Origin of the sequence: Pseudomonas vlassakiae, assembly GCF_014269035.2 — a bacterium.
GTDB lineage: Bacteria > Pseudomonadota > Gammaproteobacteria > Pseudomonadales > Pseudomonadaceae > Aquipseudomonas > Aquipseudomonas vlassakiae.
Window position 1 is genome coordinate 175779 of sequence record NZ_JABWRP020000007.1, and the last position, 26176, is coordinate 201954.

The window sequence follows — 26176 nt, forward strand, 5'->3', positions numbered from 1 at the left end:
CTCGTTTTATAGGCGTCTCAATGTCATTCATCGTCAATTAACTTTGACGACGTCATCGGGTTTCCAAGTCTGGTCATAAAACGCGTCTTCGCTGCCATAAAGCCGCAGCGCGATCAGGAAATTACGACCAGGGATGGTCTGGATGAAGGCAGCGTCGGCTATGTCCTTGGGTTTTTCTGGGCCGAACCAGATTTCGATGGAGCCGTCGGCTTGCTTGGGAATGTCGTAATAACCGTTTGTGGACGGTAACAGTTGCTTCGTCTCAGGCATCGTGCCGTCGGTGATGTTATAGGCGGTCACTGCCCAGAACAGTGCCGCAGGGGGGTTAGGCGGGAGGCGCAATTTGTAGGTGCCGGAACCTTCGAGGAATTTTCCGTCTTTGTCGCGGCCCGTGAATGGATACTTGGAGCCGGCGCCGGTGGTATGCATGACCATCGCAGGCGCTGAGGAGTAAGCGAACTGGAAGAAGTTCGCTCGCTGGTTCACATCGAGATAACTGTCCTGCATCCAGTCCGCTGTGCCACCGGCCCAAGTGTTTTCATACTGGCGATCGTTGTAATAGAGATTGCGCTTGTCTTCACGACCGAACTGGCGGGTCGCCAGGATCATCCTGGGCGCGGTCTCCACGGCCTTTTTCAAAAGCGCCTGCTGTTTCTGCGTAGGCTCGAACGGCACGCCTTTGATGATGCCGATGGAAGCCAATACTCCGCGCAACTCAGGGTCGATGGCGGCCACAGGCTCATAGTCCACAAACGTCTTCAGCTTTGACCAATAACTGCTATCAACCGGATACATCATATCCAATGCCTTGCCGCTGGCATCGGGAAACTCCATGGGCTTGACGTCTTTCTCCGTGGCCCATAGCGGATAGACCCGCGTACTTTCCGCAGCCTTCACTGCGGGCACGGGATCAGGCTTGCCGTCTCCCTTGGCCATCACGGTGCGGAAGAAGAGAAAAACGTTGTACGTCCTGGACTTCACTGCAAAGTAACCGCCCGGTACTTCACCGTCGTAATCCGGTGGCAGCAACAAATAAAGCCCTCCGCGAGCTCGATCGGGGCCAATAGCACCAACGTCGGTCAGGGTTCGCTGGAAGAAATCGGTGAACATGCCAATCACGTTTGCAGGCGCTTTGACGACCAACGGACCGGTCTTTTTCAGATCCAGGTAGCTCATCGAGTAGATCACGTCTGCGTTGGGCGTAGGCACCATCGTGCGAGCATCCATTCGCTGCTTCCAGATCGGCAATACGTTATAGCCAGCCCCGAAAGCTTTTTCCGATCCATCGCGCATACCGATTACGTTCAACGCAGGAAGCATCGTCATGTAGGCATGCACCGCGCGCTGGTAATACAACTCATCACGCAGTTCCTCGGCTTCTTTTGGTTCCAGCCAATTACCATTGTTGAGTTGCTTGATGAGCGGGGATGCTGGAGCCGTTTCTTGTGCATGCGCGGGGCCTGACAGGCCCATGATCAAGGCCAGAGATGAGGCAAAGGCAACCTTATTCAGAATGAACGACATCGCAGATCTCCCTATACCTTAGCCGTTGCGCCCCCATGGGCTCGATAGCGTCGACCGGAAAGCCTGATCCTCACCGGCTGTCGCTCGATTGGTACTTGTTCGCGTTGCAGTCTAGATTGCTGATGACCAAGCGATAGCCGAAAAACGAAATATGTGAGGCACGCACATGTTCGGCAACACTTCGTTTCACCGATACAGCTACTCAGGCCTGGATCCCGCTTTAGCTTGCGATGTCGTCTATGGTGGCCATTTCGAGCACCGCCTCATGTCAGCTCGCCATTCGAACATGACGCACCAGCGGCTTACATCGCCTGACATAGTGATCGAGTCGGGAAGCTATGACTTTCCAGTGGTCGCGTGCGGCTTGATGCCTCTCAACATGCTGTGCGTTGGCCTGGTTGCCGATGGGGCAGAGTCGACCCGTTACAACACCTCGTCCATCGATGACGACGAAATCCAGATTTATCCACCTGGCGCTGAACTGCTTTATCACGCAGGCAGGAGTTCTCGCTGGATTACATTCGTTGCCCCTGAAACCACTGTGCAAGCAGCGGTCATCGCACGCACTGGTCGGCCTTTTTTGATGCCAAAACGCGATGCGACCTCGCTAAGGCTACCCAAAGGTTCAAGAGCACACTTGGTTCAGCTGGCAGATGATGCTTTTGCGTTAGGTAGGACTCTGGAGTCGACTGGCATCTCAGAGCAATTGGCCGCATGCATGTTCAACGGCTTACTCGATACCTACGCAGGCTACTTGGGCCAGGCGCAACTTGTTGACTCCAAGCGGATGGCTACTGCGCAACAGCATCTGCAGCTGATACTGGCTTGCGAGCATCTAGCGCTTCAAAATGATTCTGTCAGCTTGGATCTCGATGATGTTGCGAGACGGAGCGGCTACAGTCGACGCGCACTCGAAATGATCTTCAATCGCACCATTGGCATGCCCCCAGGACGATGGTTTATGAACATCCGGCTGAACGAGGCGTTGCGAGATCTGCTAACCGCAAAACCAGGGTGTCAGGTCATCGATGTCGCCTCTCGTTGGGGCTTTCGTCATTTTTCCCGGTTTGCCTATCAATACCGCCGAACATTCGGAGAGTTGCCAAGCGAGACGCTTCAACGAGCCCAGCGTTGATGAGTGCCCAGTCAATCATCGCTGTGCTTGCGCTGATCGAACGCTCCCTAGTCGACTCAAGCACTTGGCTTGGTAGATCAACAGAGTCGACTCAGCGATGAATGCCGTGAACCGCCTAGCAGCAATCCGCCTCGCTCAGCAGCGCATAAGCGAACCGGAGCAGGAAATAAGCGTCCTTGAGAAAGGCGAGGGTGCCACGCCTGAGTCAGGTTTCTCAGAACAGCTGGCCAAGCTGATGAAGAACGCGGAGGAGGTGATTGCGCTTCTGATGGTCAGGGGGATCTGAATTAACGTGCGCTCAGCTTAACCACCGTGCTCAAGCTCCATTACATCCTAGGCCTGCTGGATGTGGAGGCGTCTCACAGCTTGGAAAAGCCTTTCCGGATAAGGGGATGGGTGAACGTCAATGCTAGTAGAGTCTAAGGTTTCCAGCATGGTGCGTTTCTTGGCAGATATCAGTGCGGAGAACAAATAACTCCACTAAATATTCATTTAGTGTAGTTATAACCACATGAAGAGTAAACGAGGCTGGAGGAGGTTAACTTACTTCCTCAAGCGATCGGTCATTTTAGCTAATCACCTGACAATCACCCCCTGGTGCGCAGTACAGACCTCCACAATCTGCCAGGAGTCGTGGGGGCTAATCTCCAGAGCTACGTTAGCGCGCCATACTGCACCGTTCAAAATACAACCCGTACGAGAGCAAGTACCTAGTGACCATGGTGACGTAAAAATACACCCTGTAAACCATTTCTTTTACGTGTTAGCTACAGTGGTTTACACGTAAGAAAAGTGGTTTACAACCCTCGAAGATAGGCCTTCAAACCGGCTTTTCACTGTGAAACGCGCCCATCTGAGAGCACAACGCTCCGACGCAAATTAACGGACCTGTCCACCATCAAATCTAGCGCTCATGAGATCCCGCCGCGGGTGAAGACATGCTCAGAGCCTCCCAGCCAGGCAAAAGCATGGTCCCACGTTCCGCAGCATCCCCGAGGTTCTAGACATCTGCTTGCGACCTCAAAAGACCAATGCACTGGCGACATCTATTACTGGTGGTGAACGTCGTCGTGGACAGTGAATTTTCCCATGTGCGGACGCGGTTCTCAGCATCGTGCCGGCTTGGACACCAGATGGTGGATACGGCGGTAACAGGAACCAACTCGTGAACCAGGAGGGAAAAATCACCAGCACGTGAGCGACGGTCGCACGAACGGCCCGCTGGCTGGAAGTAATTCTTGAACTCGGGGGAAACACCGCAGTTGATGGATTAGCTCCGAAAACGTCCCAAGAATTGCTTCCGAGGACAGAAGATAGCGTGTAGAGCAAGGCCTTAACACTGACTCAGGAAGTACAGCCTGGCATTGTTTTTAAATCTGCCTGACCCACGTCCCGCTCGCTGCATACGAATGTGCGCATAATGCATATTATGTTAAATGATGTAATGCGCTTACGCGGCTTGGATCAAATCCAGCCATTCGTCCATTGATCTGTCCGCTTGCCCGCCCTGGGTTGTCCTCTAGGAACAACAGCCAGAGACACGCTCATGCGCCATTTAACCAAATCGATATCCCTTCCCCTTACCTGCACTCTGTTGTGGGCTTGTTCCGCCGCCGAGACGAAGTCGCCTGTGGAGGCTCCAGGCAGGCCCGAGTCGGCTAAAACGCAACTGCTTGAGGCCGGCGCTGCGACGCTGCAATCCAAGCCACCCATTGAAGCAATCAACGCCTATCTGGATGGCTTTCACTTCTACAACGGCCACCCGGATATGCAGATGGAGGCTCACCACTATTGCTCAATTCTGAATGAGGATGTCATTCAGTGCGTCATCTTTGACGGCAACACCAAGGGCGCGAAGATCATGGGTGTCGAGTACATCATCGATGAGAAACTCTTCGCGGCGCTGCCGGCCAAGGAAAAGGCGCTGTGGCACAGCCATGGCTATGAGGTCTCCTCTGGCCAGTTGATCGCTCCAGGCATACCCGCACCTGCCGAGCATGCCCTGATGGAGCGCCTGGCACATACCTATGGCAAGACATGGCACACCTGGCATACCGACCAGGACAAAGCGCTACCTGTCGGTGTGCCGCAATTGATGATGGGCTTCACCGCCGATGGCCAGGCTGACGCGGCGATGGTCGAGCAGCGCAATCGGCGCTTGGGCGTGGATACGTCCAGGAACAAGGCGCAGCGGGCCGATATTCGAATACCGGCACGTGATCCCGGCGCGGATGGTTGGCAGCATGGCAATGTCATTCAAATCACCGATCCAACCGGTGCTCACCTGCACCGGCCCGCGGCATCGACACCAGAGAAAACAAACAGTCGCTCCAGCCAGTAGCGGGACGCGCTGGCGTCAGGCCTTGCTCAACTCGCCGATCTTCTCCAGCCGTGCACGCACGATGTTGCGGCTGATGTTCAGCAGCTGAACCTGCGACCGTCCGTCCTGGTAAATCGATCCTGCTAATCCTGCTAATTGCGAGCGTGCTGAAGATGTTCGAACCCTACCTTTGCCACGAAGTCAGCAAGGTTCATGACCGCCCCGTTTGCGCCCCAGGTGCCATCCGCTACGTCCTGTATGACGATTGAAGTGGCCACTCGTTGGCCGAGCTCATTACCCAGGCTGCAGCGGATCGCTTTATCGAGCTGCCCGACGTAGCGCCTGCGCAAATCAGGCGTGAGTACGCCCGCGGGGACCAGCACGGTTGCGTAGCAGGGCACCACGTGCTCAGGCTGCAGCCCGCCGCATGTCCAGGCACCGGGCTCGACCGCCTCGACGATTACCCAGCAGAAGAATCTCGTTTCCGGGCGATTGGGGATGTTCTCGACATCGACGGCGACATCCGTAACGCCTTGAGCGAGCCGCTGACGAAGGTCGGGGTCGATGATCGGTGCCGGGAGCTTGATGGTGATTTGAGGCATTGCATTTCTCCATTTCGAAGGTTGCATTAGGCCTTGGTCGGCCCTACCATCCCAGTGTCCGATCAGGCGTTTTTCATGCGTATCCAGCCACCGCTCGATTTCACCCTGGTGATACTTGAGAAGGCGTTTGCTTCCAGCGTATCGCTCACCCTCGACATCCTTTCGACTGCGGCTCAGCTATGCGCACGCGCCGGCGTGCCTGAACCTTCGTGGAGGGTTTGCTCTCCCTCGTCGAGCCTGGTGGAGTTGGGCAACGGCATGGTCGTCAACGCACAACCCCTCCCCTCGCCCCAGCTCACTGACGCTTCCGTTTGGCTTGTCCCAGGCCTGGGGCTGGCAGACCCTGACGAAGTGTTGTCAAGGATCAGTCAGCCAGACGCCTTGCAGGCAAGCCAAGCCATTGCCCGGCACGCCAAGCGCGGTGGCCTGATCGCGGCATCCTGTTCTGCTGTGTTCCTGCTGCACCAGGCAGGTGTGCTCGCGGGTCGCCAGGTGACCGTTTCTTGGTGGCTTGCCCCGTTACTGCGTACCGTGAATCGGCAGTGCAACGTCCAGCCCCAGCGCATGCTGATCGAGGACGGTAACCTGATCACAGCAGGCGCGGCCATGGCCCAGGCGGATCTGGTTCTGTACCTGCTACGCCGGCGATACGGCGTGGAGATGGTCGATAAGGTTGCGCGTGTACTGCTCCTGGATGCGCGAGATGCCCAAGCCCCCTACGTCGCCCATGGCCTGTTCAGCGACGGCAACGAACTCATCGCCCGGATCATTGACCTGGTCGAGGAGGCACTACCAGACGTGCCCAAGGTTACGGAGCTGGCCGCATGGTTGGCGCGGTCGGAGCGCACACTTGCCCGCCAGGTCAAAGCAGCGTGTGGGCGCAGCGTTCAGGACGTGATCCAGAGTGTGAGGCTTGAGAAAGCTCGACGCCTGCTCGCGGGTTCGCGCATGAGCGTCGACGACATCGCATCGCAGATCGGCTATCGAGACGCTACGGCCCTTCGCCGTCTGATGCTGAAATACACCGGGACAACGCCCAGCCAGTTCAGGCCGCGCCAGGGCTGACGCAGTTGACCGCGTCGCCCGATGCCGTAGAATCGCGCGCCCGAAATTCCAATCTGCCTGCGAGAGGGAGCTTCAGTGCAACGGGTGATGATCATTGGCCAGCCAGGGGCCGGAAAAAGTACCCTGGCGCGCAGGCTTGGCGAGCGCACAGGCTTGCCGGTCGTGCATATCGACACGATTCATTGGCAACCAGGGTGGGTCGAGCGCAGCCGGGACGAAAAGACCCGTCTTTGCCATGAGGTCGAGGCTCGTGAGCGCTGGATCTTCGAAGGCGGGCATTCGACCACCTGGAACAGCCGGCTGGCCCGCGCTGACCTGTTGATCTGGATTGATCGCTCGGCGCCGCTTCGATTCTGGCGCGTCCTGCTCAGAACGCTGTTGAACCGCGGTCGATCCCGGCCCGACTTGCCGGCCAACTGCCCGGAATTGCTGGCCAACCTGCCGGCGTTTTTCAGGTTCATGTGGCAGACGAAAACCTCGGCGCGCGAGGCGATGAAGCGATTCGTGGCAACGGCCCCATCGGGCTGTCGCGTGGTTTGCCTGCGGACCAACCGGGATACCGACCTTTTCCTCGCGACGCTGGGCACGCAGCCTGATCAGGTCAAGCAGGGTCGTTAGATCACGGCGCGCGCTTGTCTGGCGGCAAGCGCGTGCCAGTCGGCGCTAAAAATGCGCTTTGAACAATACGCTCAGCGCATTCTGGTCGGTTGGAAACCCGTGGCTGTCCTCGATCCCATATTTGTCCGACCAGTAATCCCATTCCACCCCTGCGTATAACCGCTTGGCCGTGTACCCCAGCGCCTTGCCGACGTCGTACTTGATCTGCGGGTTGAAGTGAAAACTCTTGGCCACGTAGTTCGAGGTGCCTTTGCGCCCGACGTCATTCACATACCATTCAAGGTACCCGTCAAACAGAAGGTCAGAACGGCCCAACGGGAGGGTCATCGCCCAGGTCGGGTTGATCTGCCACTGCCCCGCTGCCTTGCCGGTGATGCCATCGGGCTTGCGATAGTAGGTGTTGAGCGAGAAGCGATCGAACCCTGGCAGCAGCAGGTCCACCGCTGGCCCAAGCAGGTATCGGCGAATTCGCCCCTCGCCACGCTCGTAGGTGGCGGCGATCAGCACATCCTTGATCACGCCGTAGCGCAGGTTGTGCCCGCTTATCTTGCCCAGCGACAGGCGCGGTGAAAATTCCCCGTAATAGGTATAGCCCTCGCTGCCGGACAATCCGTTCGACCATTTGTTGTCGACGAACAAGAACACATCACCCCAGGTCCAGCCGCTGGCATGTTCGTAGGTGATGGTTTGCTGGATGTCGTTGCCGGTGCCATCGACCTTGTAGTTGTGGCCGTAGAGGTAACTGAGGCTGTTGTCGCTCCACATCAGTGGAGCGGCCTGTGCGGTGGCAGTGGCCAGGCTGCAGAGCGGCAGCAAGCCGTGGCAGAACCAGGCGAGAGGGTTGAGTTTCATGGGCATCCCTTGGGTCGAGGTCGGTGAGGGTTACCGGCAAGGGATAACGGACAGACCTCGTCTCTGGCCACGCAGCAACGCATGGCGCCACCCTTGCCGGGTGCGCGGCATAAAGCCGCCAGAGCAATGTCCCATGCCCGAACCGGACACTGACCGCTTCTACTCAGGCCTCCCCTTGCAGGGCGCGTGCCAGTCGATCGAATACAGCTGACGGTATCGATTGTGGCCAATCAAAGCTGACAATGAATACCATCGCCACTGACAGTGCAGCACCTTATTGGCGCTGTCAGCCGCCTGCATGCACCGTTGCGGCCCACTGCCCTGCCCCGGCGGCATGCGCCAAGCCGCCATTGGCCGGGAATGAGCGGCTGGTGAAAGCTGGCACGCTTCTGGCTAATCAGACTTCCGAGTAGAAGCGGTCAGTGCCCGAACCAGGCACGGGACATTGCTCTTGCGCCCCTGACCGGGCGTACATCCGAGTGGATGATTGCACGCGGGCTGTCGGCCCTGGGCAAGAGAGCAGCGTCGACCGTGAACGCTCGCTCTCCTCCCGTTGCAGTGCTTCTCCACTCGGGCTTCTCGCCGAGGGGCCAGCCAGGCCCCCCGACGGATTTCGAATCGAGGTGGAGAACAATCATGAAAAACCGCTTTGGCTTGACTCAACCGCTTCGCTCTTTGCTGGCAGGGCTCGGTGTGCTGCTGGCGGGCGCGCCACCGGCCATGGCCGGCGATCAGGTCGTGCTGCTGACCTCCTGGTACGCCCAGGCCGAACAGGGAGGCTTTTACCAGGCACTGGCCGAGGGCTTGTACGAAAAAGAAGGGCTGGAGGTGACCATCCGCATGGGTGGCCCGCAGGTCAATGGCATGCAGTTGCTGGTCAGCCGGCAAGCCGACTTCATCGTCAACTACGACCTGCAGATCCTCAAGAGCGTGGAGCAAGGCCTGCCGGTGGTGGCGGTGGCCGCGCCGTTTCAGGGGGACCCGCAGGGCTTGATGACCCACGCCGACGTCTCCGGCCTGGACGGGCTGAGCAACAAGCAGGTCCTGGTATCGACTTCCGGCCAGCAGACCTGGTGGCCCTGGCTCAAGGGCAAGTACCAGCTGCAGGACAGCCAGGCCCGCCCTTATACCTTCAACCTGCAGCCCTTCCTGGCCGGTGCCGACACCACCCAGCAGGCCTACGCCAGCTCAGAGCTGTTCCAGGCCATCAAGGCCGGTCAACAGCCCAACTTCTTCCTGTTCGCCGATGCCGGTTACCCACCTTACGGTTCGACCGTCGCCACCCGCCAGGACCTCATCGAGCAGCATCCACAGCGCGTCGCGGCGTTCGTGCGCGCCTCGCTCGAGGGCTGGAAGCGCTATCTGGACAACCCCGCCGCAGGTAATGCGCTGATCAAGCATGACAACCCCAACATGACCGATGAGCTGCTGGCCTGGGGCGTCTCGACCCTCAAGCAACACCAGTTGCTGACCCGCGGCGACGCGGCTGTCCGCGGCATCGGCACCATGAGTGACGCGCGCTGGCAGGCGACCCGCGATTTCATGGTCGAGGCTGGCCTGCTCGGCGCGGCTGCGCCCTGGCAGAAGGCCTACACCACGCGTTTCGTGCAAGACCTCCATGTGCTGCCCGGCACCCACCAGGCTGCCAGCCGCTGACCCGTTCAGGCACTTGAAACCCTAAGGAACCGAATCATGTTGGTCACCAAACAACCCGTATTGCGTCGCTTCTGGTACGCCCTTCTGCCGATGTCCGCCCTCGACGACGGGCCAAAGCCCTTCACCCTGCTCGGGGAAGCCCTGGTGCTGTGGAAACGCCCCGACGGCACGCCGGTAGCCATGCGCGACCGCTGCTGCCACCGCACCGCCAGGCTGTCCAAAGGCTTTGTCAGCGAAGACGGCAACATCGCCTGCGGCTACCACGGCTGGGAGTACGACTGCACGGGCGCCTGTGTGAAGATCCCGCAGAACCCGACAGGTGCAATCCCTGCCGGGGCAGCCGTCAAGGCTTACCACTGCCAGGCCCGTTACGGCTATGCCTGGGTGGCCCTGGACGATCCGCTGCAGCCGATCCCCGATTTCCCCGAGGATGGCGCCCCCGGTTACCGACGCATCTTCCAGTTCTACGAAGAATGGAAAACCAGCCCGCTGCGGGTCATGGAAAATTCATTCGACAACTCGCACTTCTCATTTGTGCACAAGGCCAATTTCGGTTTGTTCGACCAACCGCAACCGGCCAGCTACGCGTTCCGCGAGACCGACTACGGTTTCGAAGCCGAGACCCGCGTGCCAGTGCGCAACCCCGAGGCCAGCTTCGCCATCACCGGCAGCCGTGCGCCGATCACCGAGCGCCACCTGGTCAACCGCTATTACCTGCCGTTCTCGCGACGCTTCGGCTGCATGTACCCGGAGAGTGGCATCCATCACATCATCTACAACTGCGCCACGCCGATCGATGACGGGCGCCTGATGCTGGTGCAGTGGCTGTACCGCAATGACAGCGAAGCACAGTGCTCGACCCAGGCGCTGATCGACTGGGACGCGGCGATCACCGCCGAGGACCGCGACATTCTCGAGGCCACTGACCCCGACGCCTGCGTCGATACCCGTCGGCGCGTCGAGCTGCACATGCCCTCCGACAAACCCGGCCTGGTGATCCGCCGGCAATTGCTGGGCCTGCTCGAAGCCCATGGCGAAGGCGAAGTGTTCGCCAGCCATTGAATGCCGTTCAGCGCCCCGGTGCGCCGGGGCCTCTGCCACCGCACATAGCCAAATGGGAACGCGCCCATGTTGATACAGACCCTGTCCGAAGCCGACGCCGGCCCACAGGCACGCTTGCCTGCCGATACCATAAGCGCCGAGACGCCGCTATACGCCAACCAGGTGGAAAAGACCTACAGCAATGGTACCCACGCCTTGCGCCGCGTCAGGCTGGCGATCCAGCGCGGCGAGTTCGTCTCGTTGCTGGGCCCCTCCGGTTGCGGCAAAAGCACGTTGTTGAAGATGTTCGCCGGCCTTGAACAACCCTCCGCTGGCCATGTGCGCTGGTGGGGCAAAGAGACGCCCGAGCGTGGCCCACAAGGGGGCGGGGCAAGCCAGCGCCTGGCCATGGTGTTCCAGGAAGCTACCTTGATGCCGTGGGCCAGGGTGCAGGACAACGTGCGGCTGCCCCTGGACCTGGCGGGTGTGCCTCGCGCGCAAAGCCAGCCCAGGGTGCAAGCGGCGCTGGAACGGGTTGGCCTGGGGGCATTCGGCGCCGTTTACCCGCGCGAACTGTCTGGCGGCATGCAGATGCGCGCATCGATTGCCCGCGCACTGGCCACCGAGCCCAACCTGCTGTTGATGGACGAGCCGTTCGGCGCGCTTGACGAATTCACCCGCAACAAACTCGACAGCGACCTGCGCCGCCTCTGGGCGGAGCGCGACCTGACGGTGGTGTTCGTCACCCATAGCATCTTCGAAGCGGTCTTCCTGTCGTCGCGGGTGGTGGTGATGGGCGCCCGCCCCGGTCGGGTCATCGCCGATGTCGCCATCGAAGGTCCGCTGGAGCGCGACGAGGCCTATCGGACTTCGCCGGCCTTCATCGCCCAATGTGCCCACCTGTCCCGGCTGCTGGCCCAGGCCAACAGCGAGCACGCCTGAGAACCACGCCATGAACAGACTACCCGCTCCCTGGCTACGCCACCCCGGCGTACTGCGCATCGTTTTACCCCTGCTGGTCGGCGCCGTGCTGCTGAGCCTCTGGCAACTGGCATGCATGGCCTGGCAGGTACCGGCCTACCTGGTGCCCTCCCCTGCGGACATCGGCCGCACCCTGGTCAGCGATGGCCCGCTGTTGCTGGGCGCGCTGTGGATGACCCTGAAAATCACCTTCCTGTCGTTCGCCCTCGCCGTGGTCATCGGCACCCTGGCGGCATTCCTGTTCGTGCAGAGCCGCCTGGTCGAAGCCAGCCTGTTCCCCTACGCCATCCTGCTGCAGGTGACGCCAGTGGTAGCCATTGCGCCGTTGATCATCATCTGGTGCAGCGACACGACACTGGCGCTGGTGATCTGCGCCACCCTGGTGGCGGTGTTTCCGATCATTGCCAATACCGTGCTGGGGCTGCGAAGCGTCAACCCCGGCCTGCTCAACCTGTTCCGCCTCAACCGCGCCAGCCGCTGGCAGGTGCTGCTGCGCCTGCGCATTCCCAGCGCCCTGCCGTGTTTCTTCGCCGGCCTGCGGATTGCCAGCGGCCTGGCCCTGATCGGCGCGGTGGTCGCCGAGTTCGTGGCCGGCACGGGCGGCAGTGGCGCGGGGCTGGCCTACCAGATCCTGCAGGCGGGCTTTCAGCTCAACATCCCACGCCTGTTCGCCGCCCTGGTGCTGATTGCCCTGACCGGCGTCGCGCTGTTCAGCCTGATGGCCCTGCTGGCTCGCCTGAGCCTGCGCCACTGGCACGAAAGTGAACTGGGTTAAGCCCATGGAGAACCCGATGAAGCATCCAGACAGCTGGCTGATCCGTAACGCCAGCGCCATTCTCACCGGCCTGCATGGCGCCGCAGCGCGCCATGCAGGGCCCGATATTCGCATCACCGACGGGCGCATCGCGGCCCTCGGCGCCTTGCAGCCACAACCCGGCGAGCACGTGCTCGATGCCACCGACTGCGTCGTCTACCCGGGCTGGGTGAACACCCACCACCACCTGTTCCAGTCACTGCTCAAAGGCATCCCGGCAGGCATTGATCAGAACCTCGGCGCCTGGCTGGGCGCCGTGCCTTATCGTTACCGCGGGCTGTTCGACGAGCACAGCTTTCGCCTGGCCGCGCGCATCGGCCTGGTGGAATTGGCCCGCTCCGGCTGCAGCACGGTCGCCGACCATCATTACCTGTACCTGCCGGGCATGGCGTTCGACAGCGCACAGATCCTGTTCGAGGAAGCCCAGCGGCTGGGTCTGCGCTTCGTGCTGTGCCGCGGCGGCGCGACCCAGGTGCGCCAGGCCGAGGGGCCGACGAGCGCAGGGCCGGAAACCCTTGGACAGTACCTGGACGACGTCGAACGCTTGGTCCGCACCTATCACGACAGCGCCGCCGATGCCTGGCGCCGCGTGGTGATGGCGCCGACCAGCCCGCCCTATTCGATGCCACCCGAACACCTGCGTGAAACGGCCCGCACTGCCCGCAAGCTGGGCATCCGCCTGCACAGCCACCTGAGCGAAACGGTGGAGTACCAGAACGAAGTCCAGCGCCGCCATCAATGCTCGCCCGTTGCCTTCTGCGCCGAACACGAGTGGCTAGGGACCGACGTCTGGTTCGCTCACCTGGTCAAGCTCGGTAGCGAGGAAATCCAGCTGCTGGGCGCAACCGGCACCGGTATCGCCCACTGCCCGCAGAGCAATGCCCGGTTGGGCAGTGGCATCGCCGATATCGTCGCCCTGGAAGCGGCGGGCGTGCCGATTTCGATGGGTGTGGACGGGGCGGCGTCCAACGAAGCCTGTGACATGATCAGCGAAACCCATGCCGCCTGGCTGATGCAACGCGCCAAGGGTGGCGAGCGGACCTTGCCCGGCTACGCCGGTGGCACAGGCGAAGGCGGCGCGCAGTCCGCCAGCGTTGAAGACGTGGTGCGCTGGGGCACGGCTGGCGGGGCCCAGGTGCTGGGGCTCGAAGCGCTGGGTACCGTGCAGGTCGGCATGGCGGCCGACCTGGCGCTCTACCGGCTCGACCAGCCCCGCTACTTTGGTTTGCATGACCTGGGTATTGCGCCAGTGGTCGGTGGTGGGCGGCCGACCTTGCGGGCATTGTTGGTCGGCGGCCAGTTACGGGTGGAAAACGACACGCTGCCCGGCATCGACCTCGCCGAACTGGGCCACCAGGCGCGTGAAGCCGTGGTGCGCCTGCAACGGGCAGCGGGGGTACGGGCATGAGCTGGGTACCCTTGCAGGTGCGAGCCCTGCGCCTGGAAGCCGAAGATGTGCTGGGTATCGAACTGGGCGTTGCCGGTGGCGGTCCGCTGCCCTTCAGCTGGGCTGCCGGCGCCCATGTCGATCTGCGCCTGGGCAACGGCCTGGTCCGCCAGTATTCGGTGATCAGCCTGCCCGAAGACGACCACCTGAACCTGGCGATCAAACGACAGCCCGCTTCCCGGGGCGGTTCGCAATGGCTGCATGAGCAGCTGCGCCTGGGCGCCTGCGTCGAAGTCGGCAAGCCGCGCAACCTGTTTGCCCTGCAGCCAGGCAGCGGCCCGGTGATCTTGCTAGCCGCAGGCATCGGCATTACGCCGTTGTTGCCCATGTACCGGCAATGCCAGCGACAGGGCCGCGCGGTGCGCCTGCTGTATTTCACCCGCCACGTGCACGGGGCACCGCTTGTACCGCGTCAAGGGCCACAACCAGAAGTGTTCCCGGGCCTGCGCGCTGCGCAGATCCAGGCGTACCTGGCTGAGCACCTGCCCGCCTGGCAGCCTGGCGCCAGCCTGTATTGCTGTGGGCCTGCCGGCTTCATGAGCAGCGCCGAACAGATCGCCCTGGCCCTTGGCTGGCCTGCCACGGCGCTGCACCGTGAACACTTCAGGCCTGCCGAGGTGCCAGCCCAGGCTGATGGCAGCTGTGTTCTGGTGCTCCAGCGCAGTGGCCTCGAGGTACAGCTTCGCGCCGGCGAAAGCCTTGTGCAGGCTGCCGCGCGAGCCGGGGTGGAGCTGCCTGTTTCCTGCGGCATGGGCATCTGCGGTGCCTGCGTGTGCCGGGTCGTCGAGGGTGAGCCGTTGCACCGTGACGACTGCCTGAGCGAGGCCCAGCGCAGCAGCGGCGAATGGATCGCACCCTGCGTCTCGGGGGCTCGCAGCGCTCGCCTGGTGCTCGACGCCTGACCGCGCGCAGCTGCGTAGATGGCCGGTGCCATCCACCGCGGCGCCTGCTTCGCGGGTAAACGCGCTCCTACAGAATGCGTGTCGCAAGGAGCACTTTTTACGAAAGGGCCGCCAACACCGCGCTCACCATGCTGTTGAAGGTGATCGGCGAGTCCACGACGCGCGCAGGGGCTTTCACTTGCTCGTCGGCCCGCGTGCCGCGCCGCGCCTGATCGGCAGTGGCCGACAGCTTGACGATGACCACTTCGCGACGCGGGTTGATGTAGATTTTCTGCCCGAAGCGCCCGCTTGCTTCGACCGAGCCATCGCCGTCGTTTTTCTGGAACCAGTAATTGCGGTAGCCATAGCCAGGGCGGACGGGGCCGAGGTTGCCTTGGGCAAAGACCGCCGGGTCCGCAGGCTGGAAGGTGCTGTGCACCGCCTGGTTGAAGCTGTCGCCCTTGGCCTCGCGGGCCAGTTCGCGGCGCACCAGTTCGGCGAAGCGAGCGGTGTCGCGCAGGTTGCAACTGATGCCGCCACTGGCCATCTCGGTGCCAAGCGGGTCGACCTGCACGTAGGCATCGTCCTCGGCGAAACGTGACCACAGGCGCTGCTCGACCAGTTGCGCCCAGTTCAGCCCGGTAATGCGCCGCAATGCCCAGGCCAGCGCTTCCGGCGAGCCGTTCTGGTAAAAGAAAGGTGCATGACTGCCTGGGTTCGGCGCCTGCTGCACCTGCAGCAGGAAGCTGTAGATATCCCCGGGCATGCCCTCAGCCCGCGGTATCAACCCGGTGGCGGCAAACAGGCCGAGGTCCGGCGGCATCTGTGCTGGGTATTGCACCGCCACCTGCATGTCGAGGTTGGCCTGTACGGTCGCCTCGCCAAACGGCGTGCCGCTCAGTTCCGGCACGTAATGCGCCAGCGTGCGCTGCGGGTCCAACGCCCCCTCGGCGATCAGCTGGGCAGCAATCAGGCCGGTGACCGACTTGGTCATCGAGGCCCAGATATGCGGCTGGCCAGGTTGGAAACCTTCAAGATAGCGCTCGTACACCACCTTGCCGCGGTGCAGCACGATCAGCCCGTCGGTGCTGGTCTGCTGCAGGTAATCGGCCAGCGTCAGCGCTTGCTCGCCAGCATCGAAGGTAACCTGGTCGAGCGCCGCCCCGCTGCCTTCGGTCAAGACCAGCGGTATAGCCGCACGGCCGATGGCACGGGTCGGCGACACCTCGCGGGCATGGCGCATCGACCAGCGCAAGTAGGGTGGCTGAAAGGCATTGGCCTGGGTCACACGCGACTCCGGCGCTGGAGGAAAGCCTTGCATCACCCCCTGCCCGGGTGGTGCCGCCACGGCCAGGGCTGGAGCCAATGCCCCTGCCAGCATCAGGGCAAGGCCGGGCAGGTTGGGCGTTGGGTGCTGCAGAGTGCGCTTGGTCATGGTCCTGCTCCTTGGTTGCATCAGAAATTGGCGCCCACGCTGAACGCCACATAGTCACGGTCACCGCGGGTGCCGTAGTCGCCGTCGAGGTAGTCGGTATAGGCCAGGCTTGCCCAGTACTGGCTGGCCAGGCTGAGGTCCACGCCCAGGCTGATCGAACGCGAGCCTTCGTTGAAAGCCGAGCCGTCGGCGGGTGAGTAACCCTTGACGTCATGGGCCCAGCCAAGATTCGGCCGAATATCAAGGCCCGGAACAAGGGTCGGGTAGCTCCAGGTTGCACGCAGCCGGTAACCCCACGAAAAGGGCGTTACGAAGCCTTCGCCATTGCAGTCACCCGGGCTTTTCGAGATCGCCAGGCACAGGCTGTTGTCAGCCAGTTCACCGTTGCCGTAGGCACCGGAGCGACCGTAGCGCGGGCCGAAGCGTCCCTCCAGCCCGCCGACATAGGTAGCCCCTGCCTCGCCCATCAGCACCAACTGGTTGGCGCCCATGACCTGGCTGAAGGTCTGCACGGCCGACACCTGGGCCTGGGTCACCTCCTTGCGCCGGTAGCCGTCGAATGGGGTGTTGTCGGTCGCAGGGCGCAGGCCATCGGCGTTCAGCGGGCTGCGTCCGGGCGCATTGAGCAACGATTGCAATATATCGTTGCCGTTGAGTTGTACCGGCATGTTCGGGCGGTAACTCAGCTCACCTTGCACAGCGGTACCGTTACGCAAGGTGGTGGCGAAGGTGACCCCGTACATGCGGATATCTTCGGGGTATTGCGCTCGATACTGCGATGTCCCCATGCGCAGGGCACCGGCCAGGGTCTGCCCGTTGCTGGATGCCAGAAAGGCACCGCAGTTGGCCAGCGCCACGCCGACATTGCCGCACAGCTGCCTGGCGAAGCCGGTATTGGCGTAGTAGCGGCTGCTGACGGTCCCCACGTAGGGGAAGCGGCTGTGGTAATTGGCGGCGAACACGCCGAATTCGGTATCCAGTGGTTCGACGTACCAATGCATCGACAAGCCCCATTGGCCACTGTTGCGCGCATCCTGGTCCGCCCCCCGGGGCACCCGCACGCCCTCCTCCGTGAGCATCACATCGAACGGAGCCAGGGCCTGCGCAACGGCCGGGTTGGTCACCATCTGCCCGCCGACATCGAGGCCCGTGCAGCCCTCAGGCATGAAGTCGTTACCAGAAAAGAACGTTGCGCAGTTGTCCAGCCGGGTCTGCTCCCAGTCCAGCTGATAGAAGGCGTCGAACGACAACGCCTGGTTGAGGTTCTGTGTGACATACAGCAGGTTGACCGGCGCCAGGGCGTCTTTCACCTCCGAACCGGGCCGCCGCAGCGCGGCCTGGTTGAACGGGTTGACGACATTCAGCCCACCCTGGATGAACAGGCTTTCGCCCCAATTGACCACCTGCTTGCCCAGGCGCAACGAACCGGGCTCACCGTCGATATCGTAAAGGGCATAGGCAAAGGCATCGAGCAGCTCGGCGCCAGCCGTTTTCGCCGATACCTGACGGTTGTGGTCATCGATATCGACGGCCCGCTGGTGGTGGTCGCGCTGCGCGGTGTCATACCAGTAGGTGCCACGCAGGAACACGCCGACGTTGTCGCGGCGCAGCTCCAGATCATGGGTGCCCTTGAACACCGCCGAAAACACGTCGCCTGCGCGGTAGTTGCGCCGCCCATCGTTGCCGTTGGCCGCCTGCAACTGCTGTTTGTCGGGATTGGCGGTGCTCACGGCCGTACCGAACGACAGGGCCGAGTCGAAACGACCCTGCAACGGCCCAACGTCGAACTGCACGCCCGCAACGGGGGTGGCAAGCAGGCAGCACGCAGCCGCCAGCGGCGCACGGCGCCGGCAGAAAAGAAGGGTTGCGCTCACTCTTAACCTCTTTTGGTTTTATTAGAGAGGGAAATGATGGGTTCAGCGCGGACGCGCCGGCCGCCCAGGCCGGCGGTGTCGGTGACGAGGAGTATCAGGCAGGTTTGCCGGCCCTCACAAATAGCGTCTTCAGATCAACGCCATGCCGATTCGTTATGGCGCGGGGTTGCGCCGTCAAACCGGCAGCAAGCACTCATAGGCGCTGCGCAGCTTGGCCGGAATGGCTACCGGGCGACTGCTGCTGCGGTCGACGAACACATGGATGAATCGGCCGGCCGCGCACGCTTCAGGTTCGCCCTCGACGAACACAGCCAGGGCGTATTGCACCGAACTGTTGCCCAGCCGCTCCACGGCAATGCCGACCTCGATGCGTTGCGGGAAGGCCACGGCGGCGAAATAGTCGCAGGCAGACCCTGCCACGTAGGCCACTACCGGGTCGCGGTGGACATCCAGGCCGGCATGCTCGATCAACCAGGTATTCACGGCGCTGTCGAAAAACCCGTAATAGACAACATTGTTCACATGCCCATACAGGTCGTTGTCGTGCCAGCGCGTGGTGATCGTCTGGAAGTGGCGGTAGGCGCCGCGCAGCGGGCGCTCCCTGGCCATTCAGAACGCCGCCTGGTAAAGGGCCAGGGCATCGGCGAGGCTCACCTTGCGCGGGTTGTTGACCAGCAACCGTTGCTGTTGCAGGGCGTCCTCGGCCAACAGCGGCAGGCTGTTGCGCGGCACGCCGACATCACGCAACCGGTTGGGCAGGCCGCAGCGGGGTGCCAGCTGTTCCAGCTCATCGATGAATTGGCTGCACAGCTGATGGGAGTCGCCAGGCACCAGGCGCTCGCCCAGCAGGGCTGGCGCCAGCGCCGCATAATCGGCAAAGGCTTCGCGCCGGTTGAAACGCATCACATGGGGAAGCACCAGGGCGTTGGCCAGCCCGTGCGGCACGTGGTAGCGCGCCCCCAACGGGTAGGCCAGCGCGTGCACTGCCGCCACCGGCGCGTTGGCGAAAGCCTGCCCGGCGAGGCAGGCGCCGAGCAACATGGCCTGGCGCGCCGCCAGGTTGCCACCGTTATGCACCGCCTGGTCGAGGTTGCCGGCCAGCAGCGTCAACGCTTCGCGGGCCAACAGGCTCGACAGCGGGTTACGTTTGAACTTGCTGGTGGTGGCCTCGATGGCATGGACCATGGCATCGATACCGGTGGCAGCCGTGATGGCCGGCGGCAGGCCCAAGGTCCGCTCGGCATCGAGCAGCGCCAGGTCGGGCAACAGCAGCGGTGAGATCACCGCCATCTTGGCCGCCTCGCCCGTGGTGATCACCGCCACCGGGGTGACCTCCGAGCCGGTCCCGGCGGTGGTCGGCACCTGGATCAGTGGCAGGCGCTGGCCCCTGGCCTGGTCGATGCCGTAGACCGCCTCCAGCGGTTGGTCACAGCCCGGGTGTGCCAGCAGCGCCACCAGTTTGGCAACGTCCATCGAGCTGCCGCCACCGAAACCGACAATCAATTCCGCACCGATATGGCGCGCCCGCCCGACGGCGGCCAGCACGCAGGCGTGGCTGGGGTCGGCGCTGACTTCGCTGAAAATCGCCACGCTCAGGTGCGCCTGGGTAAAGCCTGGCAACACATCATCGAGCATGCCCAGGTTGACGATGCCCGGGTCGGTTACGATCAACACGCGGCGCACGCCGCGTTGCTGGCACAGCTGCGCCAGGCGGCCAACGGCGCCGGTTTCGCACAACAGATGGGGGGTAGTGGCAAAACTGAATGGCTGCATGTGGGTGTTCCTCTTGTTCTTGTGAGTGAACAACGGCGCAAGGTCAGAACGCGAAGTGCGCCTGATCCAGGCTCATCAGGCACTGCGCGCCGCCGCGCAACGCCTCGCAGTGGGCAGTGGCGCGCGGCAGCACCCGCCGCCAGTAGAACGCCGCGGCCTGTATCTTCGCCTGGTAGAAGGCACTGTCCTGGCTGCCGGCGGCCAATGCCGCACTGGCGGTTTCGGCAGCCCGCAGCCACAGGGCGGCCAGCAGCACGTAACCCGAGTAAGCGAGAAAATCCACCGATACCGCACCGATCTCCTGCGGGTCACAGCGGCAGGCATCGATGACCTCGGCGCTGAGGTTTCGCCATTCCTGCAGGCGCTGGGCAACCGCCTGTGCCATCCCGGCCAGCGCCTCGGCGCGGCAGTTGCCGGCCGCATCGAGCAGCTCATCGATCAGCAGGCGCAACTGCTCGCCGCCATCGCCAAGCAACTTGCGGCGAATCAGGTCCAGTGCCTGGATACCATTGGTGCCCTCGTACAGCTGGGTGATACGGCTGTCGCGCATCAGTTGCTCCATGCCCCACTCGCGGATGTAGCCGTGCCCGCCGTAGAGCTGCACCCCCAGGCTGGCGACCTCCTGACCGACATCGGTGAGAAACGCCTTGACGATGGGGATCAGCAAAGCCGCCCTGCGCCCGGCAGATGCCCGCGCCTCGGGCTGTGCGGCGCCGTGCTCCAGGTCCAGAGCCTGGGCGGCAAACGCCGCCAGCATTCGGCAGCCCTCGCTGAGGGTTTTCTGGGTCAGCAACATGCGCCGCACATCCGGGTGACAGATGATCGGGTCGGCCGCGCACTCGGGCGCCACCGGCCCGGCCAGGCTTCGCGACTGCAGGCGCTCGCGGGCATAGGCCAGGCCACCCTGGAACGCAGCCTCGGCAATGCCCAGCCCCTGCAAGCCGACCTGGAAGCGTGCATCGTTCATCATGGTGAACATGCAGGCCAAGCCCTGGTTGGCCTCCCCCACCAGCCAGCCGCGGGCGCCGTCGAAGTTCATCACGCAGGTCGCCGCCCCCTTGATGCCCATCTTGTGCTCCAGCGCGCCGCAGGCGACCGCGTTGCGCGCCCCCAGGCTACTGTCATCGCTACATTCGAACTTGGGCACCAGGAACAGGCTGATGCCACGCACGCCGGCCGGCGCATCCGGCAGGCGCGCCAGCACCAGATGGACAATGTTTTCGGTCAGGTCCTGGTCGCCGCCGCTGATGAAGATCTTGCTGCCGCTGATGCGGTAGCTGCCATCGCCCTGCGGCTCGGCGCGGGTGCGCAGCAGCGCAAGGTCGGTGCCGGCCTGGGGCTCGGTCAGGCACATGGTGCCGGCCCATTCGCCGCTGACCAGCTTGCCCAGGTAGTCGCGCTTGAGCGCCGCGCTGCCATGCCGGTGCAAGGCCAGCACGGCGCCCTCGGTCAGGCCGGAATAGATACGGAACGACAGCGACGCGCCCATCAGCATTTCGTGGAAACAGGCCGCGATCATTTGCGGCAGGCCCTGGCCATCGTGCTCCAATGGGCCGGTCATGCCACCCCAACCCTGCTCCACATAATGTCGGTAGGCCTCGGGGAAGCCATCGGGCGTGCGCACGCCGCCTTGCTCCAGGCGGCAGCCTTGTTCATCACCCTGGCGATTGAGCGGAGCAACCACCTCGCCGGCAAAACGGGCACCTTGTTCCAGGATGCCATCGATGGTTTCGCGGTCCAGCTCATTGCCCAGGCGGGCACAATGCGCCGTCACATCGAACACTTCGTGCAGCACGAAGTGCATGTCACGCAGGGGGGCCCGGTAGTTCATGCGCGGCCCTCACGTACGTCGGCCAGCTGTTTGCCAGCTGCCACCAGATGCACCAGCAGGCCGGCTGGCCGCCAGTGTTCGCCGAACAGCCCTTGCAGGCGTTCGAGCCGCGCCAGCACCAGGCTCAAGCCTTGCTGGTCGGCCCAGCGCATCGGCCCGCCGACGGCGGCCGGGAAGCCATAGCCGTGCAGGTAGACCCGGTCGATGTCGGCGCTGCTGCTGGCTACAGACGCCTCGAGAATCCTGGCGCCCTCGTTGACCAACGCCAGCAGGCAGCGCTCGCGGATTTCGTCGTCGTCGATCTGGCGCCGGTGCATGCCCAGGTCCTGGGCGACCTTGAGCACCAACGCATCGACCGCGGGGTCATGCTCGGCCTCCCGGCTACCCGGGGCGTAACGGTAATAGCCCTGGCCGCTTTTCTGTCCGAAACGCCCTTGTGCGCACAGGGCATTGTCGACCTGGGCCAAAGGTGACTCCATGCCCTTGCCGGCCATCTGGCGCGCTCGCCACTCCAGGTCGATGCCGATCACGTCATACATGCGAAACGGGCCCATGGCCATGCCGAACGCCTGCAGTGCCTCATCCACCTGCCGTGGCGTTGCGCCTTCGAGCAGCAGCTTGCGCGCCTCGGCCACGTAGCTGGCCAGCATGCGGTTGCCAATGAAGCCTGGGCAATTGCCGGCCACCACCACTTCCTTGCCCATGCGCTGGCCGAGGGCCTGCGCGGCATCGAGCACGGCAGGCGAGGTACGCTCGCCGCGCACGACTTCCAGCAACTTCATGACATGGGCCGGGCTGAAGAAATGCAGCCCCAGCACCTGTTCTGGCCGACGGGTCACGGCTGCGATGGCGTCGATGTCCAGGGCCGAGGTGTTGCTGGCCAGGATGGCGTCGGCCTTGAGCGTACGGTCCAGCGTGCGGAAAATCTCCTGCTTGAGCGCCAGGTTCTCGTACACCGCTTCGATCACCAGGTCCACCTGCGCGAGGTCGTCAAAGGCGGTGACCTGGCGTACCCGCGCCAGGCAGGCATCGGCCTCGGCCTGGTCGATACGCCCCTTGGCCACCTGCTGCGCCCAGGTCTGCGCGAGCATTGCCAGGCCGGCTTGGGTGGCGCTGGGGTCGTTATCCAGCCACAACACCGCAAGGCCTGCTCGGGCCAGGCTGATGACGATACCGCGGCCCATGGTGCCGGCGCCGATCACCGCCGCCTGCTGAAGGGTGTAGGGAGTACTCACGGGTGACGCTCCTGATGGAGGTTGAGAAGGCATTTGCCTCACCCTAGTCAGGCGCCTACTATTTTTGAAATTTTCATTTTCCATCCCATGTATTTTTCACATGAATATCGCCAACTTCGATCTCAACCTGTTGCGCGTGCTGGACATGCTGCTGCGTGAACAGAACGTATCCCGTGCTGCCGAGCGCCTGGCCCTGACCCAGCCAACCGTGAGCAATGCCCTGGCGCGCCTGCGCGACCTGCTGGGCGACCCCCTGCTGGTGCGCGTCGGCCGGCATATGCGCCCCACTCCACGGGCCTTGGCCCTTGAAGGGCCGATCCGTGCGGCCCTGCAACAGATCGAGCAGACCCTCGGCGCCGGTGACAGCTTCGATCCGCGACTCAGCCACCGGCAGTTGCGTATCGCCCTTACCGACTTTGCCGAGCAGCTGTGCATGCCCGGCCTGTTGGCCACCTTGCAAACCCAGGCGCCCCATTTGCGCGTGGACGTGCAGCACCTGGCCCCCAATCTGCCGGCCGAAGCCCTCGACCGTGGCGAGCTCGACCTGGTGCTGGGGCGCTTCGATGAGGTGCCCGCCCGTTACGAGCGGCGCCACTGGCGCAGCGAAACCCTGCACGTGGCCGTGCGCCAAGGGCACCCCGAGGTGGACGGCGCGCTCGATCTGCAGGCCTTCCTGGCGCTGCGCCACCTGTGGGTGCACGGAGGCCAGACCCGTGGCATGGTCGATCAATGGCTGGCCGAACAGGGCCTGGCCCGGCGCATCGCCTACACCACGCCCAACTACCTGCAAGCGGCGCACCTGGCCGCAAGCTCCGACCTTTGCGTGGTGCTGCCCACCGCCCTGGCGCGGCATTTCGCCCGGCTGCTGCCCTTGCAGGTATTCGACCTGCCCTTTGCCCTGCAGCCGTTCCAGCTGGAGCTGGTGTACCTTGCCCATCGCCAGCACGACCCGGCGCTGGCCTGGCTGGTGGCGCGCATCATGGAGATTGGCGCCGGCTGAGCCATCGCATCGCGGCATGGCTAGCCATGCAAGAGTGGTATTGGTTGGTCGGCAAGCTCTGTCCTTAGAGTGATCGCCCTCGCAACCACAAGGACCCCGCCCATGCGCCTACGATCACTGCCCTGCCTGCTGGCCCTGGCCCTGCCCTTAGCGGCGCTGGCCGAGGGGCCGGCCAAGGACGCCACCGAACTCACCCGCCAGAGCAATCAGCAATGGCTGCAGCGCTTGCCCTTCGCCGACCGCAGCGACTTCGACAATGCCCGCCGGGGCCTGATCGAGGCCGTCGACCAGCCCGTGGTCAACGCCGATGGCAAGGCTGTGTGGGACCTGCAGCGCTACGCCTTCCTGAATGGAGAAGCGCCGGCCACCGTCAACCCGAGCCTGTGGCGCATCGCCCAGCTCAACAGCATTGCCGGTCTGTTCAAAGTCACCGACCGCATCTACCAGGTGCGCGGCCTGGACCTGGCCAACATGACCCTGATCGAAGGCGAGCATGGCCTGATCGTGATGGACCCGCTGCTATCGGTGGAAACCGCCAGGGCCGGGTTGGCGATGTACTTCCGCCATCGCCCGCAACGGCCGGTGGTCGCGGTGATCTATACCCACCCGCACGTCGACCACTTCGGCGGTGTGCGTGGGGTGATCGACGAGGCGCAGGTCAAGGCCGGCGAGGTGCAGGTCATTGCCCCGCAGGGGTTCTTCGAACATGCCGTCAGCGAAAACGTCCTGGCTGGGCCTGCCATGAAGCGCCGCGCCCAGTACATGTATGGCGCACCGCTGCCACGCGGGCCACGCGGCCAAGTGGATGCCGGGCTGGGCAAGGGTGTACCGGCCAACGCGACAGTCAGCCTGATTGCCCCGACCCGGCTGATCGAGCAGCCTTTGGAGACCCTGCGCATCGACGGGGTCGATATCGAATTCCAGCTCACCCCGGGTACCGAAGCGCCCGCCGAGATGAACCTGTGGTTGCCCCAGTTCAAGGCCCTGTGCATGGCCGAGAATGCCTCCCACGTGCAGCACAACGTGCTGACCTTGCGCGGCGCCCAGGTGCGCGATGCCAAGGTGTGGGCGCACTACCTGGACCAGTCGCTGTTGCGCTATGGCGAGCAGGCCGAGGTGGTGTTCGCACAGCACCACTGGCCGACCTGGGGTGGCGCCGCGATCCGCGAATACCTGGCCGATCAACGCGACATGTACGCGTTCATCGACAGCCAGACCTTGCGCCTGATCAACCGTGGCCTTGGCCCCACCGAGATTGCCGCAGAACTGACCAGCTTGCCGCCACGGCTGGCGAGCAAATGGTACAGCCGCGACTACTATGGCTCGCTCAGCCACAACGTGCGGGCGGTGTATCAGCGCTACATGGGCTTCTATGACGGCAACCCGGCGACCCTCAACCCGCTGCCGCCGAGCGACGCCGGGGCCCACTACGTCAAGGCCCTGGGCGGTGCCGAGCGGGTGCTGACCCTGGGCCGTGAGGCCTATGACGCGGGCGACTACCGCTGGGTGGCGGAGCTCACCCGCCACCTGGTGTTCGCCGAGCCCGACAACCGCGCGGCGCGCGAGCTGCAGGCCGACGCCCTGGAGCAACTGGGCTACCAGAGCGAGAATGCCACCTGGCGCAACGCCTACCTGACCGGCGCACAAGAGCTACGCAACGGTGTCGCAGCAGCCGCCAGCAAGGGCGGCAGCGCCGACGACCTGGTGCGTGCCCTGACCCCGACGCTGTTCTTCGACTACCTGGGGGTACGCGTGGATGCCGCCAAAGCCGCCGCGCAGGACCTGACCATCAACTGGCATTTCACCGACCTCAACCAAGACTACGCCTTGACCCTGCGCAACGGCGTGCTTACTCACCGCGACCTCACCCGCCATGGGCAGGCCGATGTCGAGGTGAGCATGAGCAAGGCTACCCTGGACCGCATCGCCCTCAAGCAGACCGGCTTTCTCAAGGAAGCGACCGTGGGCGATATCGACATCAGTGGCGAGCGGGTGAAGTTCATGCGCTTCATGGCCGGGCTGGACGAAGCGGACGGGCGCTTCAATATCGTGACGCCCTGATCCGCCTGTGACCGCTCACGCACCTGGCAAC

General features: G+C 63.3%; 22 protein-coding genes and 1 pseudogene. 13 read left to right on the plus strand and 10 right to left on the minus strand.

Features of this window, described 5'->3' with window-relative positions; translation table 11 throughout:
* Positions 1–33: 33 nt before the first annotated feature.
* Positions 34–1524: a DUF1254 domain-containing protein gene (locus HU738_RS11695; protein ID WP_225923435.1), complete on the minus strand. Its 1491-nt coding sequence runs from the start codon at positions 1522–1524 to the stop codon at positions 34–36.
* Between the two features lie 166 nt (positions 1525–1690).
* On the opposite strand from HU738_RS11695, the gene HU738_RS11700 reads away from it, so the two are divergent.
* The 3 genes from HU738_RS11700 (at position 1691) to HU738_RS11710 (ending at position 5000) form a co-directional block, all read left to right on the plus strand.
* Positions 1691–2659, plus strand: coding sequence for an AraC family transcriptional regulator (locus HU738_RS11700; RefSeq protein ID WP_186602410.1), 969 nt, complete (start codon positions 1691–1693; stop codon positions 2657–2659).
* A gap of 97 nt (positions 2660–2756) precedes the next feature.
* On the plus strand, positions 2757–2945 hold the full coding sequence (locus HU738_RS11705; protein ID WP_186602412.1) for a hypothetical protein: 189 nt from the start codon (positions 2757–2759) through the stop codon (positions 2943–2945).
* A gap of 1260 nt (positions 2946–4205) precedes the next feature.
* A complete protein-coding gene (locus tag HU738_RS11710) occupies positions 4206–5000 on the plus strand; it encodes an OBAP family protein (RefSeq protein ID WP_186602414.1) in 795 nt (264 codons plus the stop codon).
* A gap of 15 nt (positions 5001–5015) precedes the next feature.
* Here the strand turns inward: HU738_RS11710 and HU738_RS26355 are convergent.
* Positions 5016–5120 (minus strand): annotated as a pseudogene (locus HU738_RS26355) (hypothetical protein); the annotation flags it as partial.
* Between the two features lie 11 nt (positions 5121–5131).
* On the minus strand, positions 5132–5581 hold the full coding sequence (locus tag HU738_RS11715) for a tautomerase family protein (RefSeq protein WP_186602416.1): 450 nt from the start codon (positions 5579–5581) through the stop codon (positions 5132–5134).
* Positions 5582–5656: 75 nt separating this feature from the next.
* On the opposite strand from HU738_RS11715, the gene HU738_RS11720 reads away from it, so the two are divergent.
* Together HU738_RS11720 and HU738_RS11725 are read left to right on the plus strand one after the other, a co-directional pair.
* A complete protein-coding gene (locus tag HU738_RS11720; RefSeq protein WP_186602418.1) occupies positions 5657–6646 on the plus strand; it encodes a GlxA family transcriptional regulator in 990 nt (329 codons plus the stop codon).
* Between the two features lie 75 nt (positions 6647–6721).
* On the plus strand, positions 6722–7264 hold the full coding sequence (locus tag HU738_RS11725) for an AAA family ATPase (RefSeq protein WP_186602420.1): 543 nt from the start codon (positions 6722–6724) through the stop codon (positions 7262–7264).
* A 45-nt stretch (positions 7265–7309) separates the two neighbouring features.
* Here HU738_RS11725 and HU738_RS11730 read toward each other — a convergent pair whose 3' ends face one another.
* Positions 7310–8122, minus strand: coding sequence for a hypothetical protein (locus HU738_RS11730; RefSeq protein ID WP_437182024.1), 813 nt, complete (start codon positions 8120–8122; stop codon positions 7310–7312).
* A 630-nt stretch (positions 8123–8752) separates the two neighbouring features.
* On the opposite strand from HU738_RS11730, the gene HU738_RS11735 reads away from it, so the two are divergent.
* The 6 genes from HU738_RS11735 (at position 8753) to HU738_RS11760 (ending at position 14957) form a co-directional block, all read left to right on the plus strand.
* A complete protein-coding gene (locus HU738_RS11735; RefSeq protein WP_186602424.1) occupies positions 8753–9772 on the plus strand; it encodes an ABC transporter substrate-binding protein in 1020 nt (339 codons plus the stop codon).
* Positions 9773–9808: 36 nt separating this feature from the next.
* On the plus strand, positions 9809–10834 hold the full coding sequence (locus HU738_RS11740; protein ID WP_186602425.1) for an aromatic ring-hydroxylating dioxygenase subunit alpha: 1026 nt from the start codon (positions 9809–9811) through the stop codon (positions 10832–10834).
* A gap of 66 nt (positions 10835–10900) precedes the next feature.
* A complete protein-coding gene (locus HU738_RS11745) occupies positions 10901–11755 on the plus strand; it encodes an ABC transporter ATP-binding protein (protein ID WP_186602426.1) in 855 nt (284 codons plus the stop codon).
* 85 nt (positions 11756–11840) lie between these two features.
* A complete protein-coding gene (locus HU738_RS11750) occupies positions 11841–12569 on the plus strand; it encodes an ABC transporter permease (protein WP_082433621.1) in 729 nt (242 codons plus the stop codon).
* 16 nt (positions 12570–12585) lie between these two features.
* Entirely contained in the window at positions 12586–14016 is a 1431-nt protein-coding gene (locus tag HU738_RS11755) for an amidohydrolase family protein (protein WP_186602427.1), read from the plus strand.
* The gene (locus HU738_RS11760) at positions 14013–14957 is read left to right on the plus strand and encodes a PDR/VanB family oxidoreductase (protein ID WP_176507209.1); all 945 of its coding nucleotides are present in this window, start codon (positions 14013–14015) and stop codon (positions 14955–14957) included. Before HU738_RS11755 ends, HU738_RS11760 begins: the two co-directional genes overlap by 4 nt.
* 97 nt (positions 14958–15054) lie before the next feature.
* On the opposite strand, the gene HU738_RS11765 is transcribed toward HU738_RS11760, so the two are convergent.
* From HU738_RS11765 to HU738_RS11790, 6 genes are all read right to left on the minus strand, one after another.
* Positions 15055–16371 (minus strand): serine hydrolase domain-containing protein, encoded by a 1317-nt coding sequence (locus HU738_RS11765; protein ID WP_186602428.1) that lies wholly within the window; start codon positions 16369–16371, stop codon positions 15055–15057.
* A 20-nt stretch (positions 16372–16391) separates the two neighbouring features.
* Positions 16392–18245 (minus strand): DUF1302 domain-containing protein, encoded by a 1854-nt coding sequence (locus tag HU738_RS11770; protein WP_186602429.1) that lies wholly within the window; start codon positions 18243–18245, stop codon positions 16392–16394.
* Positions 18246–18419: 174 nt separating this feature from the next.
* On the minus strand, positions 18420–18854 hold the full coding sequence (locus HU738_RS11775; RefSeq protein WP_186602431.1) for an acyl-CoA thioesterase: 435 nt from the start codon (positions 18852–18854) through the stop codon (positions 18420–18422).
* Entirely contained in the window at positions 18855–20018 is a 1164-nt protein-coding gene (locus HU738_RS11780) for an iron-containing alcohol dehydrogenase (protein WP_186602433.1), read from the minus strand. It lies immediately after the preceding gene.
* 43 nt (positions 20019–20061) lie between these two features.
* Positions 20062–21849, minus strand: a complete 1788-nt coding sequence (locus HU738_RS11785; protein ID WP_186602435.1) for an acyl-CoA dehydrogenase C-terminal domain-containing protein — start codon at positions 21847–21849, stop codon at positions 20062–20064.
* Positions 21846–23084: a 3-hydroxyacyl-CoA dehydrogenase gene (locus HU738_RS11790; RefSeq protein WP_186602437.1), complete on the minus strand. Its 1239-nt coding sequence runs from the start codon at positions 23082–23084 to the stop codon at positions 21846–21848. The genes HU738_RS11785 and HU738_RS11790 overlap by 4 nt, the downstream gene beginning before the upstream one ends.
* A gap of 100 nt (positions 23085–23184) precedes the next feature.
* Between HU738_RS11790 and HU738_RS11795 the strand changes: the two genes are divergently transcribed.
* On the plus strand, positions 23185–24084 hold the full coding sequence (locus HU738_RS11795) for a LysR family transcriptional regulator (protein ID WP_186602438.1): 900 nt from the start codon (positions 23185–23187) through the stop codon (positions 24082–24084).
* A 102-nt stretch (positions 24085–24186) separates the two neighbouring features.
* Positions 24187–26145 (plus strand): alkyl/aryl-sulfatase, encoded by a 1959-nt coding sequence (locus tag HU738_RS11800; RefSeq protein WP_186602439.1) that lies wholly within the window; start codon positions 24187–24189, stop codon positions 26143–26145.
* Positions 26146–26176 lie beyond the last annotated feature (31 nt).